This window comes from Sphingomonas xinjiangensis (assembly GCF_014199255.1).
Taxonomy (GTDB): domain Bacteria; phylum Pseudomonadota; class Alphaproteobacteria; order Sphingomonadales; family Sphingomonadaceae; genus Sphingomonas; species Sphingomonas xinjiangensis.
Genome location: NZ_JACIJF010000003.1, coordinates 378,522 through 396,219 on the forward strand (window position 1 = coordinate 378,522; position 17,698 = coordinate 396,219).

At 65.8% G+C, this 17,698-nt stretch carries 17 protein-coding genes and 1 tRNA gene; 12 read left to right on the forward strand and 6 right to left on the reverse strand.

Going from position 1 to position 17,698, the window contains the following annotated elements; genetic code table 11:
• The first annotated feature begins 389 nt into the window (after positions 1–389).
• From FHT02_RS07510 to FHT02_RS07520, 3 genes are all read left to right on the forward strand, one after another.
• Positions 390–734 carry a hypothetical protein gene (locus tag FHT02_RS07510; RefSeq protein ID WP_184086099.1) on the forward strand — a complete coding sequence of 115 codons (345 nt, stop codon included), beginning with the start codon at positions 390–392 and terminating at the stop codon, positions 732–734.
• 30 nt (positions 735–764) lie between these two features.
• Positions 765–1,436, forward strand: coding sequence for a response regulator transcription factor (locus FHT02_RS07515; RefSeq protein WP_184086100.1), 672 nt, complete (start codon positions 765–767; stop codon positions 1,434–1,436).
• A gap of 289 nt (positions 1,437–1,725) precedes the next feature.
• The gene (locus FHT02_RS07520; protein WP_184086302.1) at positions 1,726–3,036 is read left to right on the forward strand and encodes a sensor histidine kinase; all 1,311 of its coding nucleotides are present in this window, start codon (positions 1,726–1,728) and stop codon (positions 3,034–3,036) included.
• A 21-nt stretch (positions 3,037–3,057) separates the two neighbouring features.
• Here FHT02_RS07520 and FHT02_RS07525 read toward each other — a convergent pair whose 3' ends face one another.
• Genes FHT02_RS07525 through FHT02_RS07535 form a run of 3 tightly spaced genes read right to left on the reverse strand, consistent with a single transcriptional unit; the run spans position 3,058 to position 6,322 of the window.
• Positions 3,058–3,990, reverse strand: coding sequence for a family 43 glycosylhydrolase (locus tag FHT02_RS07525; protein ID WP_184086102.1), 933 nt, complete (start codon positions 3,988–3,990; stop codon positions 3,058–3,060).
• Entirely contained in the window at positions 3,990–5,135 is a 1,146-nt protein-coding gene (locus tag FHT02_RS07530; protein ID WP_184086305.1) for a cellulase family glycosylhydrolase, read from the reverse strand. The genes FHT02_RS07525 and FHT02_RS07530 overlap by 1 nt, the downstream gene beginning before the upstream one ends.
• A gap of 26 nt (positions 5,136–5,161) precedes the next feature.
• On the reverse strand, positions 5,162–6,322 hold the full coding sequence (locus FHT02_RS07535) for an aldose epimerase family protein (RefSeq protein WP_184086104.1): 1,161 nt from the start codon (positions 6,320–6,322) through the stop codon (positions 5,162–5,164).
• A gap of 293 nt (positions 6,323–6,615) precedes the next feature.
• On the opposite strand from FHT02_RS07535, the gene FHT02_RS07540 reads away from it, so the two are divergent.
• The 5 genes from FHT02_RS07540 to hemW all read left to right on the forward strand — a co-directional run bounded on the left by FHT02_RS07540 (position 6,616) and on the right by hemW (position 12,301).
• Positions 6,616–7,542, forward strand: a complete 927-nt coding sequence (locus FHT02_RS07540) for a Gfo/Idh/MocA family protein (RefSeq protein WP_184086307.1) — start codon at positions 6,616–6,618, stop codon at positions 7,540–7,542.
• A gap of 179 nt (positions 7,543–7,721) precedes the next feature.
• Positions 7,722–10,478 carry a TonB-dependent receptor gene (locus FHT02_RS07545; protein WP_184086106.1) on the forward strand — a complete coding sequence of 919 codons (2,757 nt, stop codon included), beginning with the start codon at positions 7,722–7,724 and terminating at the stop codon, positions 10,476–10,478.
• A 93-nt stretch (positions 10,479–10,571) separates the two neighbouring features.
• Positions 10,572–10,964: a YbaN family protein gene (locus FHT02_RS07550; protein ID WP_343056860.1), complete on the forward strand. Its 393-nt coding sequence runs from the start codon at positions 10,572–10,574 to the stop codon at positions 10,962–10,964.
• Between the two features lie 90 nt (positions 10,965–11,054).
• A tRNA-Gly gene (locus FHT02_RS07555) sits at positions 11,055–11,128 on the forward strand.
• Between the two features lie 30 nt (positions 11,129–11,158).
• Positions 11,159–12,301: a radical SAM family heme chaperone HemW gene (gene hemW / locus FHT02_RS07560; protein ID WP_184086108.1), complete on the forward strand. Its 1,143-nt coding sequence runs from the start codon at positions 11,159–11,161 to the stop codon at positions 12,299–12,301.
• Positions 12,302–12,341: 40 nt separating this feature from the next.
• Here hemW and FHT02_RS07565 read toward each other — a convergent pair whose 3' ends face one another.
• Positions 12,342–13,553 (reverse strand): penicillin-binding protein activator, encoded by a 1,212-nt coding sequence (locus FHT02_RS07565; protein WP_184086110.1) that lies wholly within the window; start codon positions 13,551–13,553, stop codon positions 12,342–12,344.
• Positions 13,554–13,564: 11 nt separating this feature from the next.
• Here FHT02_RS07565 and rsmI point away from each other — a divergent pair, with 11 nt between their 5' ends.
• On the forward strand, positions 13,565–14,398 hold the full coding sequence (gene rsmI / locus FHT02_RS07570) for a 16S rRNA (cytidine(1402)-2'-O)-methyltransferase (protein ID WP_184086112.1): 834 nt from the start codon (positions 13,565–13,567) through the stop codon (positions 14,396–14,398).
• Here the strand turns inward: rsmI and FHT02_RS07575 are convergent.
• Positions 14,395–14,592, reverse strand: a complete 198-nt coding sequence (locus FHT02_RS07575; protein WP_184086114.1) for a hypothetical protein — start codon at positions 14,590–14,592, stop codon at positions 14,395–14,397. The genes rsmI and FHT02_RS07575 overlap by 4 nt on opposite strands.
• Positions 14,593–14,690: 98 nt before the next feature.
• On the opposite strand from FHT02_RS07575, the gene FHT02_RS07580 reads away from it, so the two are divergent.
• The 3 genes from FHT02_RS07580 to FHT02_RS07590 are packed head-to-tail and all read left to right on the forward strand — an operon-like array spanning position 14,691 to position 16,666.
• Positions 14,691–15,065 carry a YraN family protein gene (locus FHT02_RS07580; protein WP_184086116.1) on the forward strand — a complete coding sequence of 125 codons (375 nt, stop codon included), beginning with the start codon at positions 14,691–14,693 and terminating at the stop codon, positions 15,063–15,065.
• 40 nt (positions 15,066–15,105) lie between these two features.
• On the forward strand, positions 15,106–16,065 hold the full coding sequence (gene gshB / locus FHT02_RS07585; RefSeq protein WP_184086118.1) for a glutathione synthase: 960 nt from the start codon (positions 15,106–15,108) through the stop codon (positions 16,063–16,065).
• Positions 16,066–16,075: 10 nt separating this feature from the next.
• Positions 16,076–16,666, forward strand: coding sequence for a DedA family protein (locus tag FHT02_RS07590; protein ID WP_184086119.1), 591 nt, complete (start codon positions 16,076–16,078; stop codon positions 16,664–16,666).
• Here the strand turns inward: FHT02_RS07590 and FHT02_RS07595 are convergent.
• Complete coding sequence (locus tag FHT02_RS07595) at positions 16,663–17,553, reverse strand: tyrosine-type recombinase/integrase (RefSeq protein WP_184086120.1); 891 nt, start codon at positions 17,551–17,553, stop codon at positions 16,663–16,665. The two genes, FHT02_RS07590 and FHT02_RS07595, sit on opposite strands and share 4 nt — an antisense overlap.
• Positions 17,554–17,698: the final 145 nt, after the last annotated feature.

Genomic DNA, 17,698 nt, shown 5'->3' on the forward strand with positions numbered 1-17,698 from the left:
AAGCGGCTCGCAGCGCTTTGCATCTGCAAGCAGATCGGCAGACCCGAGCGCGTCGCACGCGACCACGATATTGGCGGCCAGCGCCTGTCCAGGGTGAAGGGGCGGAATAGACGATCATCGTTTTGTCGAACCAGCCATCGGGGCATCGCGGCGGCGAATACGGTGACTACCGGTCAACGCGCCGCGAACTCGACCCCTCATGCGCCGCGACCGATCAGCGCCGCGGAAGCGCGTCAGAGCGACAGCACTCTGGCACAAGTCGCCAAGTTGACGCGCATGTCTTGACGGCAGACTTCCTCGTCCAGCCGGCTCTGTGGGGCACGTCGCCGGGAACCCCTGTGTTGCCCGCAGGTTACGCCCCCTCCCGAATGCCGTTCAGGGGCTATTCAATGGCCGACCCCTATGCGATGCCGATGCGAATGCTGGTCCTTCCCGTCTTGTGCGCGTGCCTGGCAGCTGCGGCGCTTTCCGGCGCCGCGGCGTGGGCGGGCGTGGGGGCGCCCCAGGATCATGGGCAGAGCGCGGCCAGCCAGCGGCGCCAGACCGGGCAGAACCTGCCCGCGCGCGAGATCGAGCGGCGCGTCATTCCCCGCATGCCCGGGGCGCAGTATCTGGGATTTGATTATGATCCCGGAACGGAGATTTACACGCTCAAGTTCCTGCGCAATGGGTCGGTGATCTGGGTGGACGCGGACGGCCGCAGCGGCCGTATCCTGCGCACGGCGGGCAACTGAGCCGGCAATCCACGAGGTGTTGGAGACTATATGCGACTTCTGATCGTCGAGGATGAACCCAATTTGGGCCAGCAGCTGAAGAACGCGCTGGAAGGCGCGGGCTATGCAGTCGACCTGGCCACCGATGGCGAGGAAGGGCATTTCCTGGGCTCCACCGAACAATATGATGCCGTGCTGCTCGACCTGGGCCTGCCCGAGATCGACGGGCTGACCGTGCTCGACCGCTGGCGCAAGGAAGGCCGGACCATGCCGGTGCTGGTGCTGACCGCGCGCGACAGCTGGTCCGACAAGGTTGCCGGGCTCGACGCGGGCGCCGACGATTATGTCGCCAAGCCTTTCCAGACCGAGGAGCTGATCGCCCGGCTGCGCGCGCTGATCCGCCGCGCGTCCGGCAATGCCTCGGCCGAGCTGATCGCGGGCGACATCCGGCTGGACACGCGCAGCGGCAAGGTCACCAAGGATGGCGAGCCGGTGAAGCTGACCGCGCAGGAATATAAGCTGCTAAGCTACCTGCTCCACCACAAGGGCAAGGTGGTGAGCCGCACCGAGCTGATCGAGCATATCTACGATCAAGATTTCGACCGGGATTCGAACACGATCGAAGTGTTCGTGACGCGCATCCGCAAGAAGCTGGGCGCGGACGTGATCACCACGATCCGCGGACTGGGCTACAGCCTTGAGGAGCCGGCGGGAGCCGCGTAACTGCTTGGACCGCGCTCCGATCCGGCCGCTTACGGCCAAGCAGCACCTACTGACGATCCTTGTCGGCACGATCGCGCTTGCGGTTGCGTCGGGCGTTCGCGGCCATGGACCCGAGTGGTTCGCCCGCGGGCTGTTCATCGCCGCCTTTATTCCGCTCGGGCGGAGCATTCTCGATCCGCTTCTCTCCCGCTTCCGCCGAGATGGGAGCGCGGTTGTAACGGAAGCGGTCGAAAACCCCGACGAGCCGTCCCGCGGCTATGTGCGGACCACCGGATCGGTGAGCCGGCGCATGATCCTGGTGGCGGTCGCCTGGATCATGCTGTTGCTCGTGGGCGGCGGCGTGGCGCTGGACCGGGTCCTGACGAGCGCCGTCACCCAGAATGTCGACGATCAGCTGGACTTCCTGCTCACCTCGATGATCGTATCCGCCGAGATCGGGCCGAACGGCGAGGTGATGTTCAACCGCGATCTGGCCGACCAGCGCTTCCTGGAGCCCAATTCGGGTGCGTATTGGCAGATTAGTGGCAAGGGATTCGACCCGTTCCCTTCGCGGTCGCTTTGGGACCGCAAGCTGAAGGCCAACGCACAGATCCATGACGACCGCGACCTGCACATCTACGAAAGCAACGAGTTTCCCGAGACGACGCTGCGGATCGCCGAGCGCGACCTGACGCTGCCTGGATCGCCGGTGCGGTGGAAGTTCCAGGTGGCGCAGTCGCGCGACCCGCTCAACGCGCAGATCGCAGTGCTGCGGCGGACGTTGATCCGCAGCTTCCTGCTGCTGGGGCTGGGGCTGATCCTGATGGTGGCGTTGCAGACCTGGTACGGGCTGCTGCCGCTGCGCAAGCTGCGTTCCGAGATCGCGCGGCTGCGCGCGGGGCAGTCGCGGCGCATCCAGGGGGCGATGCCGGCCGAAGTCGCGCCGATGGTGGAGGAGCTGAACGCACTGGTCGAGCATAACGACCGCCAGGCAGAAGAGGCGCGGCGGCATGCGGGCAACCTGGCGCACGCCCTCAAGACGCCGCTGAGCGTGATCATGAACGCCGCGGCGGCGGGGCAGGACGATCTGGCGCCGACGGTGATCCGTGAGGCGCGGACGATGCGGCGGCAGATCGACCATCATCTGGCACGCGCACGCGCGGTCGGGCGGCGCGGCAGCGCGCACAGCCGGGCGGAGGTCTGGCCCTCGGTCGAGGCAGTCGAACGGGCGGTGGCGCGGCTTTATCCGGCGGTGCGGATCGATGTGGACGGGCGCAAGGACCTGGTCGCGCATATCGAGCGGCAGGACCTGGACGACCTGCTCGGCAACCTGGTCGAGAACGCCGCCAAATATGGCGGCGGCAGCGTGTTCGTGACCGCGAGCGCGCAGGCCGGGTTCGTCGAGATCATGGTCGAGGATGACGGCGCAGGCATTCCCGAGGCCGACCGGATCCGCATCTTCGATCGCGGGGTGCGGCTGGATTCGGGGAAACCGGGTACCGGGCTGGGGCTGGCAATCGTGCGCGACGTGGCCGAGATCTACGACGGCACCGTGGCGCTGGAGGAGAGCGAGGACCTGGGCGGGCTGCTGGTCCGGCTGCGGCTGCCGGCGGCGTCGTGAACGCCGCGCGGCAGCCGGCGCTCAGTTCATCTTGATCGGCAGGATGGCGCCGTCCGCGCGATAGCTGATCTTCTGGATCGCGACGCGGCGCTGGCCGTCATACGGACCGTTGCCGGGCACATTCTCCCAGCGGTGATAGACGATGTACCACGCTCCGTCCTTGGGATCCTGGAAGAAGCTGTGGTGGCCGGGTCCCTTGAACTTCTTGTCGGCCTGGAGCAGCGCGCCGCCATAGCGCCACGGCCCGGTCGGCGAGAGCGCGACCGCATAGTGCACCTGATAATTGGCGTGGTTCCACTGCCCCGCGCTGTACGACAGGTAATAGACGCCGCTGCGGTAATGCATGAAGGCGCCTTCGGTGAAGTTGGGCGGGGTTTCCACCGGCACTTCGCGATCGATCGTCACCATGTCGGGCTTGAGCGTCCAGGCACGCAGCTTCGCGCCCGCACTGCCGCCAGCGTACAGATAGGGCGTCTGCGTCTTGGGATCGACGAAGACCTGCGGGTCGATCGCCTCGAATCCCTTGCCGCCATCGTTCACCAGCGGCCTGCCGCTGTCGGTGCAGGGGCCTGCCGGCCCCTTGCACACCGCGACGCCGATGCGGCTGGGAGTCGGGTTCTGCGGGCCGACCGAGTAATAGAAGAACCAACCGCCCTTGGCCTGGACCATGTCGGGCGCCCACAGGAAATGGATCGGCGCGCGGTCGTTCCTGACCCAGGGAATGTCCTTGAGGCGGATCAGCGGGTCGCCGCGCGTCCACTGCGCCATGTCGGTCGAGGACCAGGGAGAGAGCCCCTCCCCGCCGGTGGGATAGATCCAATAGCGCCCGTCCGCGACTTCGATGTCGGGATCGGCGCCGGCGAACAGCGAACGCGCCTGCCCCAGCGCCGCCGACGGAAGAACCGTCAGCAACGCGAGAGTCAGCAGGCCCGCCGCACGAAGCGGCCGGCGCATCAATATGCGGCTGCCGGAACCACCCCCTTGGGCGCCGCTGCCATCCGCTTGATCAAGTCGACTTCGGCCTGGCGGTACGGCTTGCCGTCGAAGTGCAGCACGTCGTGGAACCAGATGGTCGGCTCTTCATAGGTGTAGGGCTTCTTCCAGCTGTCCCAGGGCAGGCGCGTCTGCATCTTCCCGTTGACGAAGCCCCAATTGTACATCGCGATGTTGAGCCGCTTGGCGATGGGCAGCGTGTTGTCGAAGGTCGAACCGTTGCCGCGCGCCATATATTCGGTGCACCAGACCGGCCGGCCGTAGCTGAGCATCTGCTTGGCCCGCTCCTCGAACTTTTCCGGCCAGCTATAGTCGTGGAAGCTCAGGATGTCGGACTCGCGGATCTGGATCTTCTCCACTGCGTCGAGCGTCTTCTGGTCGTCCCAGTGATCGCCGATCCACACGCCCGAAGTGAGCGGCTGCACCGGATTGGCGGCGCGCGCCACGTCGAACAGGCGCGGCAGCAGCGTGGCGACATATTTGTTCTTGTCCGGCGTCGGCGTGTAGTTGCCGCCGCCCGGATTGTTCGGCTCGTTCCAGATGTCCCACCCGACGACGCGCGAGTCATTGGCGAAGGTGGTGACGATGTCCTTCACATAGGCTTCGAGCTTGCCATATTGCGACGCGTCCTTGAGGCGCGCGGCGCCCGGGGACTGGACCGAGCCCGAATTATGGACGCCGGGGATCGGGGGATGCTGCGGACCGGCAACCGGGTTGGGATCCCAGCAGCTGTCAAAGAAGATCCACAGCGTCTTGATGTTGTGCTTGGCCGCGATCGTCATGAACTCGTTCATGCGGCGCTTGAGCCCGGCGGCGTCGGTTTCCCACAGCAGGTTGTGCAGGTTCACGCGCATCACGTTCATGCCCATCGCCTGCGCCCAGCCAAGCTCCAGATCGATGCGCTGCGGATCCCAGGTCTCGGCCTGGAACATCTCGAGCTGGTTGATCGCAGTGGCCGGCGTATAGTTGGCGCCAACCTGCCAGGGCTGCGTGGCGTGCCAGCCATTGGCCTGAGCCTTGGTCCACTGGTCGCGCGCCTGCGCGGGCGACATCGTCGCCGTGAGCGTCAGTGCGCTGGCGGCGAGAAGGAAAGTGCGGCGGATCATCATCGTTTTGTGCTCTCCTGAGGGGTTCAGCGCTTCTTCGGCGCCGTGGTGCCGCCGGTGGTCAGGCGGTAGGTCATGATGTTGCGATAGGTCTGGCCCGGGTTCAGCCGCGCGTTCGGGAAACCCTTCTGGTTGGGCGAGTCCGGGAAGATCTGCGGCTCGAACACCACGGCGTCGCCCATCCGATAGATCTTGTTCGACTTGCCATGGCTGGTCGCGTCGAAGAAATTGCCCGAATAGAATTGCAGCCCCGGCTGGTTCGACCACAGTTCGAACCCGCGGCCCGAGGCGGGATCATAGACCTTGGCCATCAGATGCTGGCTCTGCGTCACGTCGCGACCGATCACCCAATTATGATCATAGCCGCGGCCAAACACGATCTGCTGGTCGCTGGCGTCGCGCACCCGGTCTCCCACCGCGCGGGGCGTGCGGAAGTCGAACACGGTGCCGGCAACGGACTTGAACTCACCGCTGGGGATCGCCCCGGCATCGGTCGGCAGGTAGGTGCTCGCCGGGATCGTCACCAGATGGCCCATCGCGCCGTTGGCCGAGCCCTCGCCCGACAGGTTCCAATAAGCGTGGTTGGTGATGTTGGCGATCGTCGGCTTGTCGGTGGTCGCGCGGTATTCGATCGTCAGATTGTTGCTTTCATCGAGCGAGTAGATCGCATCGACGGTCAGGGTGCCGGGATAGCCCTGGTCGCCATCGGGGCTGACATAGCGCAGCGTCACCGACGCAGTCGGACCGTTGGCCACCGACACCACTTCCCACAGCACCTTGTCGAACCCGACCGTGCCGCCGTGCAGCGCATTCTTGCCGTCATTGACCGGTGTCTGAAAGGTCTGACCATCGATCTTGAAGCGGCCGGCCTCCAGCCGATTGGCGAAGCGCCCGACCGTGCCGCCGAAATACTGCCCCTTGTCGACATATTGGCCGATATTGTCATAGCCCAGCGTGATGTCGGCGCGCTTGCCGGTGCGGTCGGGCATGACGACCGACTGGAGCGCGGCGCCATAGGCAATGACCGTCGCGGACACCCCGCGCGCGTTGGACAACGTGACCGAGGCGACCTGACGGCCATCGGCCAGCTTGCCGAAGGTGCCGCGCTTGGCGGTGGCGGCCTGCGCGGCGGGACTGGCGAGTGCCAGCGTTGCGGCAACGCCGAGCAAGGCTCCAAACGACTTCATATCTCTCTCCCGGTTACGGTGATCTGGTCGGTGGCCGCTGTGCGGCTCGGATGTGCAAAGGGTAGAGACGTGGGCGAATTTGCCAAGAGTGCGAAGCACATGCCTCGCAAGGCCAAGCTCTGGCCGAGCGGGGATCGAACCCTTCTGCGCCTCGTGCATTCTTCTCTCCAGCGCGTCGCCGCGGTCAGGCCACCTCGTCGTTGCGTGCGGCACTTTGACAGGGTTGATACCGGTCGCGGTGGCGAATAGGAAGCATATATATCCGATAATTTGGGAGCAGGGTGATGGCGGGAATGGCGGGCGCGATCCGGCTGGGATTGGTCGGGATCGGCAAGATCGCCCGCGACCAGCACCTTCCCGCCCTGGCGGCAGATGACCGCTTCGTGCTCAGTGCGACAGCCAGCCGGAACGCGCAGCTCGACCAAGTCGCAGCCTATCCGGACATCGACGCCATGATCGCCGGCGCGCCCGAACTTCAGGCGGTCTCGCTCTGCACTCCGCCCGACGGCCGCTACGCGCAGGCGGCGAGCGCGATCGCCGCGGGGCTGCACGTCATGCTGGAAAAGCCGCCGGCTGCGACGCTGTCAGAGATCGCTGCGTTGGAAGCACAGGCGCGGGCGAAGGGCGTGACGCTGTTCACCAGCTGGCATTCGCGCGAGGCCGCCGGCGTGGCGCCTGCCCGCGACTGGCTGGCCGACAAACGGATCGACGCGGTGCGCCTTCATTGGCGCGAGGATATCCGCCGATGGCATCCCGGGCAGGAATGGATCCTGGGCCCGGGCGGGTTCGGCGTGTTCGATCCTGGCATCAATGCGCTGTCGATCGTCACGAAGATCCTGCGCGAGCCCTTGCTCCTGCAATCGGCATGGATGGAAGTGCCCGAAGGACGCGCCTCGCCGCTCAAGGCCGAACTGGCGATGCGCAGCGGCGACGCGGCCGTGACGGCCGACTTCGACTTCCTCCAGACCGGCCCGCAAACCTGGGACATCGAAGTCGATACTGACAAGGGCATGCTGAAGCTCTCCATGGGGGGCAGCGTCCTGGAGCTTCCAGGCGAGGCACCCCAAAAGGCGCCGGACCGCGAATATGCGCGGTTGTACGACCGGTTCGCGCAACTGGTTGCGGCAGGGGATAGCGATGTGGACGTGCGGCCGCTTCAAATCGTCGCCGACGCGTTCCTGCTGGGAGAACGGCGGGTCGGAGAGGCGTTCAGCTTCTGACAGAAGAGCGTGCGGGTACCGGGTATCGCGTCACGCTAACAAAATAAAACCGCGCAGACACATACCAGCATCATATTGATATGATTTATTGCTTTCGCCGTGCCGTACGACCATAGGCGCGCGATCCACAATCAGAGAGAGGCTCGTTCAGGGCCCGGTCGTCAGTTCCGAGAGGTTTCATGCGTACCACCCCGTTGTTCCTGTATGCGTCTTCGATCGCGCTCGTTGCCGGTCTTGCCACCCCCGCCCTCGCGCAGCAGGCAGATGCTGCAGCACCTGCCCCCGCTTCGGCCGAGCCCGCTGCCGACACCGCCGCTCCCACGGACGCGGTGCAGACCGAAGAGATCGTCGTCACTGGGCTGCGCCGCAGCCTGCAGTCCGCGCAAAATCTGAAGCGCAACTCCGATCAGATCGTCGACGGGATCGTCGCCGAGGATATAGGCAAGCTGCCCGACGTGACCGCATCGGCGGCGCTGGCACGCGTGACCGGCGTGCAGGTGACCCGCGGCGCCGGCGAGGCGGCAGGCGTGCAGATCCGTGGCCTTCCCGATATCTCGACCACCTATAACGGCCGCGAGATCTTCACTGCCGAAAACCGCAACGTCGCCATCCAGGATTTCCCCGCCGGCATCGTCCAGGCGCTGGAGGTGTACAAGTCCGGCACTGCGAACCTGATCGAAGGCGGCGTCGGCGGACAGGTCAATGTACGTTCGCGCCGTCCGTTCGATTTCGACGGGTTCGAGCTTTCGGGCTCGCTGAACGGCGTGCATTTCGAGCAGAGCCAGAAGCTCAGCTGGAACGGCAACCTGTTGCTCAGCAACCGTTGGGACACCGGCATCGGCGAGATCGGCGTGCTGGTGAACGCGGCGATGACCACGCTCGACTTCCTCGATTCGACGCGCGAAGTCGACCGGTTCGTCACGCCGGAGCCCGGCCAGACCGGCACCCCCAACGGCCTTTCCGCGACGCGCCCCAACGGCCAGGGCATCTTCTATGGCAGCGGTCATCGCTGGCGTCCGTCGGTCAACGGCACGATCCAGTGGAAACCCGCAGCCAACCTCGAAATCTATGTCGACGGCCTGTTCCAGGGGTATCGCGCGGAGGACCGCAACCTATGGCAATTCTCGCCCACCGGCGGTGACAATGCGCAGTACAGCAATGTCGTGCTGCGTCCCGATGGCACGTCGGTGCAGAGCATGACCGTCACCGGCGCCAACGCGCCGGACGGGTATAACGCCTTTACCAAGGCGAAGACGGACACGTACCAGCTCGCCGGCGGGTTCATCTGGTCGAATGACAGCCTGCGCGTGACCGGCGACGTCGCTTATACCGACTCGACCTATTCCGAGCGCAACGCCAATATCGACTATGCCTTCACCAGTTCACCGGTTCGCAACGTCAATTTCGACATCGGCGAAGGTCCTGGCGGCGGGGTGTTCGAATATCTGAACTTCAACCCTGCCGATCCCGCCAATTACCGCCTGCGCGGGCTGTTCGACCGCGCCTATGAAGCACAGGGCGACGACGTCCAGGCGCGGCTCGACGCGACTTATCAGACCGGCATCAGCTTCATCGACCGCGTCGACATCGGTGTGCGCTACAATGACCGTAACGCGAGCCGGCGCAACGGTTCGCGCTATGACGCATTGTCACCGCTCAACGTGCCATTCAGTGCGCTGCCGGTCGAAATCGGCCAATATCCGCGCGGCTTCCGCTTCGACGATTATCAGCGCCAGACGCAGTTCCCCGGCGCGACGTTCGACAGCGTATTCGCCAATATCCGCGACCTGCGTGCGATCGCGCAGCGGCTTCCGGGTTCGCAGTTCACCAATTTGGACGACCCCGCCTTCAATGAGACCGAGACCTTCACGGCCAATGAAAAGGCATATGCTGGCTACGCTCAGCTGCACTACACCTTTGAAGCAGGCGTGCCGATCGACGGCTTGATCGGCGTGCGCGGCGTGCGCACCAAGACCATGGTGAACGGCAATTCGTTTGACATCGCCACCGGCGCGTACACTCCGGTTTCGCAGGCGAACGAATATACCGACTGGCTGCCCAACGCGTCGCTACGCGCACGGCTGACCGATAAGCTCCAGCTGCGCCTGGCTTACACTCAGACTCGCACCCGCCCGAGCTTCGCCGACCTCAACCCATCGACCACCGTCGGCACGCCCCCTTCGGCGTGTACCGATTTCGGCGTGGACGACGTGAATTGCCGCGTCACCTTTACCAGCGGCAATCCCAATCTGCGCCCGCTCCAGTCCGATAACTACGACGTTTCCCTGGAATGGTATTTCTCGCGCAGCGGCTCACTCACCGGGTCGGTGTTCCGCCGGGACGTCAGCAACTTCATCTTCCGGAACGACACGATCCAGGAGATCGCGAATGCACCGGATATCATCACCAACCAGCCCACCAATGCGGGCTCGGGCCGCATCCAGGGCGCCGAGGCGTCGTTCACCAGCTTCCTCGATATCGAGAGCCTGCCGTCCTGGGCGCGCGGCTTCGGCATCCAGGCGAACTACACCTATATCGACGCCGGAACCGAGCTTCAGCCCGACTTCCGCGACAATCGCCCGGGGCAGCAGGCCTTCCCGGGCGTTTCCAAGCACGCGTTCAACCTGGTCGGCATGTATGAGCGGCCCGGCTTCTCCAGCCGGCTCGCCTATAACTGGCGGTCGGATTTCGTGATCGACTACAACAACTTCCAGTCCGATTTCGTGTCGCCGACCAAGCAGGATGCGTATGGCACACTGGACTTTTCGGCCACGGTGACCCCCGTCGAGAATGTGACGATCGCGTTCGACATGCTCAACATCCTGGGCACGCCGGTGAAGACCTATCGCGAATACAATGCGGCGGGCAGCACCTATCCGTTCCAGGTCCGCTATATCGAGCGGGTATATTCGCTGGGTGCGCGCTTCCGCTTCTAAGCGAGGGCCGAGCAGCTTCTAACGGCCGGGGGACGCGTTCCTCCGGCCTTTTCTTTCGTTGTGCGCCGCCGGTCGGGGGTGCAAGTGAAGCGCGTGTCCGAGCTTGCACCCTCACGCGTCGTGCGCGCCGGTTATCTGCTGTTGGGGCTGTTCTTCGTCGCGCTGGGCGTGATCGGCGCGTTTCTGCCTGTCATGCCCACCACGATCTTCATCATCCTGGCTGCATGGAGCTTCGGCAAATCGTCGCCGCGGCTGGAGAACTGGTTGTTAAACCACCGCTTTTTCGGCCCACCCCTACGCGCATGGCGCGCCGAGGGCGCCATTCCCACCGTCGCCAAGATAGTGGCCGTTATCAGCATGGCCGGCGGATACGCCCTGTTCCTGTGGCAGGCGCATCCCGCCCCTTGGCTTGCCGCAGGCGTCGCGGTCCTGCTGCTGGCCTGCGGCACCTATGTGCTCAGCCGCCCTGCCCCTGCAGCGAAATAGTTGACCAGCCCCGGGTGCTTGTGGCACTCGGCGGCTCTCCGCTCCGCTGCACATCGCGGCTGGGCACGCTCAGGCAAGCCTCGGCACCGGGCGGGTATAGTACAATGGTAGTACAGCAGCCTTCCAAGCTGAATACACGGGTTCGATTCCCGTTACCCGCTCCAGCCGGTCCGGCTTTGGACAGCGCTGAATCCATGACCGCCGACCTCCCGCTGGCACTCTACGTCCATTGGCCGTTTTGCGTGTCGAAATGCCCCTATTGCGACTTCAACAGCCATGTCCGCGAGAGCGTGGACCAGGAAGCGTGGCGCGCGGCTTTGCTGGCCGACCTGGCGCATGAAGCCGCGTTGCTGCCCGGGCGGCGGCTAGGCTCGATCTTTTTCGGGGGCGGTACGCCGTCGCTGATGCCGCCCGAGACCGTCGCGGCGATCATCGATGCGGCGGCCGGGCACTGGCAGTTCGAATCGGACATCGAGATTACGCTGGAGGCCAACCCCTCCTCGGTGGAAGCATCGCGCTTCGCCGATATCGGCCGAGCCGGCGTGAACCGGGTGTCGCTGGGGTTGCAGGCGCTGGACGACGCGGCTTTGCGCTTCCTGGATCGCGCGCATGGCGCCGCCGAGGGGCTGGCGGCGCTGGATACCGCGCAGCGGGTGTTCGACCGGGTGAGCTTCGACTTGATCTACGCGCGGCCCGAGCAGACGCTTGCCGGGTGGGAAGCCGAGCTCGGTAGAGCACTCAGCTTCGGGACCGAGCATCTCTCGCTTTATCAGCTGACCATCGAACCGGGCACGCGTTTCGCCACCTTGTTCGAGAAGGGCCAGCTTGCCGCCTTTGATCCAGACTCAGCCGCCGACCTGTTCGAGGCGACTCGGGCGATGACCGCCGCGGCGGGTCTGCCAGCCTATGAGATTTCCAACCATGCCCGGCCCGGCGCGGAGAGCCGGCACAACCTGACTTATTGGCGCTATGGCGACTATGCCGGCGTCGGTCCCGGCGCCCATGGCCGACGCTGCGGAGTCGCGAGCCTGCGGCGAAAGAAGCCGGAGAACTGGCTGGGCTCGGTGGAACGCAACGGCCATGGTGTGGAGCGCGAAGACCCGCTGGTGCCGCAGGAGCGCGGCGTGGAAGCGTTGCTGATGGGGCTGCGGCTGGAAGAAGGCGTCGACCTGAAGCGCATCGGCGCGCTTACAGGCGGCGAGCCACCGCTAGACCCAGCAGCGCTGGCAGGGATGGAGCGGCAGGGGCTGTTGGCTCTTGATGGCGATCGGCTTCGGGTTACCGGCGCCGGAATGCCAGTGCTCGAGGCGATCCTGCGCGAGTTGGTGCTGGCTTGAAATCCGCGCCTCCCCCGCTGGTGCGAGGGAGGCAAGCGGATCAGTTTCCCGCGAAGTTGGCCGGTGCGGCGGAGACAGTTGCCGTCGTCCCACCACGAATCTCCTGCACTTCGAGCGCCCGTTCCGCCACGCCGTCGCGGCCAAAGCGGAAAGCGCCGTCCAGTCCGGCAAATCCGTCGCGGTCCAGCAGGCGCCGCTCGGGGAATTCGGAGCCCGGACGCCAGTCGCGCGCGACGCGGATCGTCAGCAGCACTGCGTCATAGCCGAGCGTGGACAGGCGATACGGCGCGGCGCCAAAGCGGGCGCGATACTTGCCGGCATATTGGCGATAATAATTGTCGGGCACACTGGCGAACCAGGCGCCGTTCAGGGCCGTCCGGGCGCCGACGCCGGAGTCGGTGTTCCAAAGCTCGGTGCCGAGCACCCGCGCCGCCTTGCCGCTGGCCGAACGGCGGACCAGCGGGACCGCTGCCACTGCGCTATCAGCCGCGCCGGCGATCAGGATCGCCTGAAAGGGCGAGCGGCTGATCTTGGCGACCGCGCTGGTCATCGAACCAGGACGCGCTTCATAGGTTTCCAGCGCCAGCACCTTGCCCCCCGCACTCTCCACTGCGCGCAGGAAGGCAGTCGACGCGCGATTGCCATAGGTGCCCGCCGGCATCAGCCCGACGAAGTCGGTGATGCCGCTGGTCCGGGCGTAATCGACCACGCGCTCGATCGACTGCGAAGGCGAGTAGCCGAGGATGTAGGTCCCGTTGCCCGCCGCCGTCGCGTCGTTGGAAAAGCTGAGCACCGGCACGCGCGCCTGGCGGGCGATGGGCGCGACCACGCGCGCATCCTCTGACAGGAGCGGCCCCAGGATCAGGCGGTTGCCCTCGGCGATCGCCTGGGCAGCGGCATTCGCAGCGCCGCCCGGGCCGGCCGTGTCATAGGTGGTGATGCGCAGATCGTCATTGCGCGCATCGAGGACCGCGAGTTGCGTGGCGTTCTGGAGCGAGCGGCCCACGCCGGCATTCGGGCCGGACAGCGGAACGAGCAAGGCGATGCGGTGCCGCTCGACGTCCTGCGGCAGCCCGGGCTGGATCGGGCGCGGCGCCACAGGGCGCGGGCGCTCGACCGGCGGCGGCACCCGCGCAGGCTCAGGCGCATTGCGCGGCGCGACGCAGGCCGCCACCATCATCGTCGCTGCGAGTGCGGCGGACCGCACGATGTTCCAAACCGCCCGTTGCGGTACCCCGTTGGCGTCTGCCATGAACTTCCCCGATGAATTCTGTTCTCGCGCCCGGCCTCTATATCGTGGCCACTCCGATCGGCAATCTCGGCGACCTTTCGCCGCGCGCGTCTGAAATACTTCTGAGCGCCGATATCGTTGCGGTCGAGGACTCGCGCGTGACAGCCGGATTGTTCCGGCACCTGGGCGCGAAAGGGCGAATGACGCCGTATCACGACCATAATGCCGACGCGGTTCGCCCGGGACTGGTGGCCCGGATGGCGACCGAAGCGGTGGCGCTGGTATCGGACGCCGGCACGCCGCTCATCTCCGATCCAGGGTTCAAGCTCGTGCGGGACGCGCGGGCGGCGGGGCATGCGGTGACGACGATCCCCGGACCCTGCGCGGCGGTGGCGGCGCTGACGCTGGCGGGGCTGCCTACTGACCGGTTTCTGTTCATCGGCTTCCTGCCACCCAAGATGCAGGCCAAGGCGGAGGCGATCGCCGAAGTGGCCACTATCAGGGCGACGCTGATTTTGTATGAATCCGGGCCGCGGCTGGCGGCGACGCTGAACGCTCTTGCGGACGGTCTGGGGGACCGCGAGGCGGCAGTGGCGCGCGAGATCACCAAGAAGTTCGAGGAGTGCGTGACCGGCACGCTGTCGCAACTCGCCGCGCGCTATGCCGAAGCGCCGCCCAAGGGTGAGATCGTGGTGGTGGTCGCCCCGCCGGGCGAAGCGCCGCGCCCGAGCGAAGACGATGCCGACGCCGCGCTGGCCGAAGCGCTGACGCGGCTTCCCACTGCCAAGGCTGCGAGCGAAGTGGCGAAGAAGCTGGGGCTCGACCGCAAGGCGCTGTACGCCCGCGCGCTTGCGATGAAGCCTTAGGCGAGCTGAGCCTGGTGGGCCGTCACGGAATGGAGCAGGAAGCTCTCATCCGAGCCGGTCAGCTCGGCCAGGCGACGGACATAGCCCTCGGCCAGTTCCCGGCGCCGCTGCTTAGCCCCCTCAGTCACTGCAAGGCGCGCGGCCGTCATCTCCTGAATGGCACGACGACGATAATAGCGTTCGTTCGATTCCATATGTTCGACACCCCCCGGTGGCGACAAGCGACCCGACTCATTTCGGTGCGGTCGAGTATGTCTAATCCAGGTTATCCACAGCTGGCGAGTCCTTGCAGATGAAACGAGCGAAACCTGCGGCAAGGGACCGGAAAGAGGCGGAAAATCGCGGTCGCGAGGGTGAACGGCGCGCCGCGTGGTGGCTATGGCTCAAGGGGTGGAAGATCCTAGACCGCCGAGTCCGCACGCCGGCCGGCGAAGTCGACCTCGTCGTGCGGAAAGGCAGCCTGGTCGCGTTCGTCGAGGTGAAGACCCGCGCGGCGGCGTTGGACCTGGACTTCGCAATCGACGAGCGGCGGCTGGCTCGGGTGGCGGCGGCGGCCGAATATCTGATGCCGCGTTACGCTTTGGCTGGTGAAGACATTCGAGTCGACGTGATCCTGATTGCCCCGCGCACCCCGCCTCGCCATATCGAGAACGCCTGGATCGGGTGACTTAATTCGCTACGTCACTCACCATCCTGAAGGAGGCCTCATGTCGCTTGTCGTTGCAGTGCAGATGGACCCGTTGAAGGACATCAACATCGCAGGGGACTCCAGCTTTGCCCTCATGCTGTCGGCACAGGCGCGCGGCCACCGGCTGTTCCACTATGGCCCGGAGGACCTCAACTATTCGAGCGGGCGCGTTTGGACGCGGGCGCACCCGGTGACGGTGCAGCGAGTGGAGGGGGATCACTTCAGCTTCGGCGACCCGGTGAAGCTCGATCTCGGCGAAGAAGCCGATGTGGTGCTGATGCGCCAGGATCCGCCGTTCGATCTGGGCTATATCACCGCGACGCACCTGCTGGAGCGGATCGCGCACAAGACGCTGGTGGTGAACGACCCAGCCAATGTGCGGAACGCGCCGGAAAAGATCTTCGTGCTCGATTACGCGCAGTACATGCCGCCGACGCTGATCACCCGCAGCCTGGACGAAGCACGCGCGTTTCTGGCCGAACATGGCGAGATCGTCATCAAGCCGCTGCACGGCAATGGCGGCAAGGCGATTTTCAAGGTTGGCAGTGACGGCGCCAATTTGTCGGCGCTGATCGAAGTGTTCAACACCGCCTATCGCGAGCCGCACATGGTGCAGGCATTCCTCCCGTCCGTCGCGGCGGGCGACAAGCGCATCGTGCTGGTCGATGGCGACGTGGCCGGGGCGATCAACCGCATCCCAGGCGAAGGCGAGATCCGGTCGAACCTGGCGGTCGGCGGTTCGGCGGCAAAGACCGAGCTGACGCCGCGCGAGCAGGAGATTTGCGGCGTGCTTGGGCCCGAGCTCAAGAAGCGCGGGCTGCTGTTCGTCGGCATCGACGTGATCGGCGGCGAGTGGCTGACCGAGATCAACGTCACCTCCCCCACCGGCATCGTCGCGATCGACCGGTTCAACGGCACCGATACCGGTGCGGTGATCTGGCAGGCGATCGAACGCCGCATCGCCGCCCTGGCCGGTTGAGCGATCCGCGATGACCCGATTTCTGGACTGGGGCTATTGGGGCATTTTCCTGTTGATGATGCTCGAAAATGTCGTGCCGCCGGTCCCCTCTGAAGCGATCATGGGCATGGCGGGCATCGCCGTGTCCAAGGGCAAGCTCGACCTGATCGGCGTGATCGTGGTCGGCACGCTGGGAACGCTGGTCGGCAATCTGTTCTGGTGGGAGATCGGGCGACGCCTGGGCTATGAGCGGTTGCGGCCCATGGTCGCGCGCTGGGGCCGGTGGCTGACGCTTGAATGGGACGATGTGGAAAAGCTGCACCGGTATTTCGATCGCTGGGGCGGCGTGACGGTGTTCGTGTTCCGCTTCCTGCCGTTCGGGCGCACGGTGATCTCGATCCCGGCGGGCATGATGCACATGCCGTTCTGGCGCTTCTCGCTGTTCACCTGCGCCGGCAGCCTGTTGTGGAACTGCCTGCTGGTGGCCGTGGGCATGGGACTCGACACGCACATCGCCGATATCGAGCGGTTCATCGTGCCAGGGCTGATCGCCTTCGGCGCGCTGTGCATCGGCGGCTATGTGTGGCGAGTCGCGACCTGGAAGCCGCGCGCACAACGTTAGGCGCGGGGATGGGCGTTTCGATAGACGTCGAGCAGGTGCGCCGCGTCGACGGCGGTGTAGATTTGCGTCGAACTCAGGCTGGCGTGGCCGAGCAGTTCCTGAAGCGAGCGTAGATCCGCGCCGCGGCCCAGCAGATGCGTCGCGAAGCTGTGGCGCAGCGCATGTGGCGTGGTGCGTTCCGACAAGCCGAGCATGGCGCGGGCACCCTGGACCGATTTGCGGATGATGCCGGACGACAACTGCCCACCCCTGGCGCCGCGGAACAGGGGCGCGTCGCGGCTCAGCGCGTAAGGGCAGGCTTCCGCATAGGCATCGATCGCCGCACGCACCTGCGGCAGCAGCGGCACGAGGCGGGTCTTGTTGCGCTTACCGGTGACCGACAAGGTCTCGCCCAGCGGCAACACTGCGGCGGTGAGGCCAACCGCCTCGCCGATGCGCAGGCCCGCGCCATATAGCAGCAACAGCACCGCCCAATCGCGTGCGGCGATCCAGGGCTCGCGCGCCTCCTCCGACACGGTTTCGGCAAGCGCCACGGCTTCCTGCGGGGAGATCGGGCGGGGAATGCCTTTCTTGACGCGGGGTCCGCGCAGGCGGGGCAGTTCGGCGCCGTCGCCACATGCGAACTTGAGGAAACCGCGAACAGCGGACAGCTCGCGCGCGGCGGAGGCGTTCGACAGGCCTTCGGTACGACGGTGGGCGAGGAACGCGCGGAGGTCGGCGGGGGTGATCTTGGCGAGGGCGTCACGGGCTATTGGGCCGCCCCAGTGCGACTGGAGGAAGGCAAGCAGGCGAACCGCGGTGGCCGCATAGGCGCGAACCGTGTGCGCCGAGCGGCGGCGGTCGCGGGCGAGGTGTTGGGCGTAGAGGAGGGGGAGCGGAGTAGTCACCCGGTCAGCTTACGCAATCCTCCCCCGGAGGGGGAGGTGGCACGCAGAGCGTGACGGAGGGGTAGTCTCCACGAGCTGTGTCACTTGCGGCCAATACCCCTCCACCACCGCCTTGCGGCGGCGGTCCCCCTCCCCCTCCGGGGGA

Coding starts and splice junctions, on each gene's coding strand:
- hemW (WP_184086108.1), top strand. CDS start 11,159: ATGACCGCCGACCTCCCGCTGGCACTCTACGTCCATTGGCCGTTTTGC.
- FHT02_RS07540 (WP_184086307.1), top strand. CDS start 6,616: ATGGCGGGCGCGATCCGGCTGGGATTGGTCGGGATCGGCAAGATCGCC.
- FHT02_RS07535 (WP_184086104.1), bottom strand. CDS start 6,322: ATGAAGTCGTTTGGAGCCTTGCTCGGCGTTGCCGCAACGCTGGCACTC.
- FHT02_RS07545 (WP_184086106.1), top strand. CDS start 7,722: ATGCGTACCACCCCGTTGTTCCTGTATGCGTCTTCGATCGCGCTCGTT.
- FHT02_RS07510 (WP_184086099.1), top strand. CDS start 390: ATGGCCGACCCCTATGCGATGCCGATGCGAATGCTGGTCCTTCCCGTC.
- FHT02_RS07580 (WP_184086116.1), top strand. CDS start 14,691: ATGAAACGAGCGAAACCTGCGGCAAGGGACCGGAAAGAGGCGGAAAAT.
- FHT02_RS07565 (WP_184086110.1), bottom strand. CDS start 13,553: ATGGCAGACGCCAACGGGGTACCGCAACGGGCGGTTTGGAACATCGTG.
- FHT02_RS07515 (WP_184086100.1), top strand. CDS start 765: ATGCGACTTCTGATCGTCGAGGATGAACCCAATTTGGGCCAGCAGCTG.
- FHT02_RS07530 (WP_184086305.1), bottom strand. CDS start 5,135: ATGATCCGCCGCACTTTCCTTCTCGCCGCCAGCGCACTGACGCTCACG.
- FHT02_RS07590 (WP_184086119.1), top strand. CDS start 16,076: ATGACCCGATTTCTGGACTGGGGCTATTGGGGCATTTTCCTGTTGATG.
- FHT02_RS07575 (WP_184086114.1), bottom strand. CDS start 14,592: ATGGAATCGAACGAACGCTATTATCGTCGTCGTGCCATTCAGGAGATG.
- FHT02_RS07520 (WP_184086302.1), top strand. CDS start 1,726: ATGATCCTGGTGGCGGTCGCCTGGATCATGCTGTTGCTCGTGGGCGGC.
- rsmI (WP_184086112.1), top strand. CDS start 13,565: ATGAATTCTGTTCTCGCGCCCGGCCTCTATATCGTGGCCACTCCGATC.
- gshB (WP_184086118.1), top strand. CDS start 15,106: ATGTCGCTTGTCGTTGCAGTGCAGATGGACCCGTTGAAGGACATCAAC.
- FHT02_RS07525 (WP_184086102.1), bottom strand. CDS start 3,990: ATGCGCCGGCCGCTTCGTGCGGCGGGCCTGCTGACTCTCGCGTTGCTG.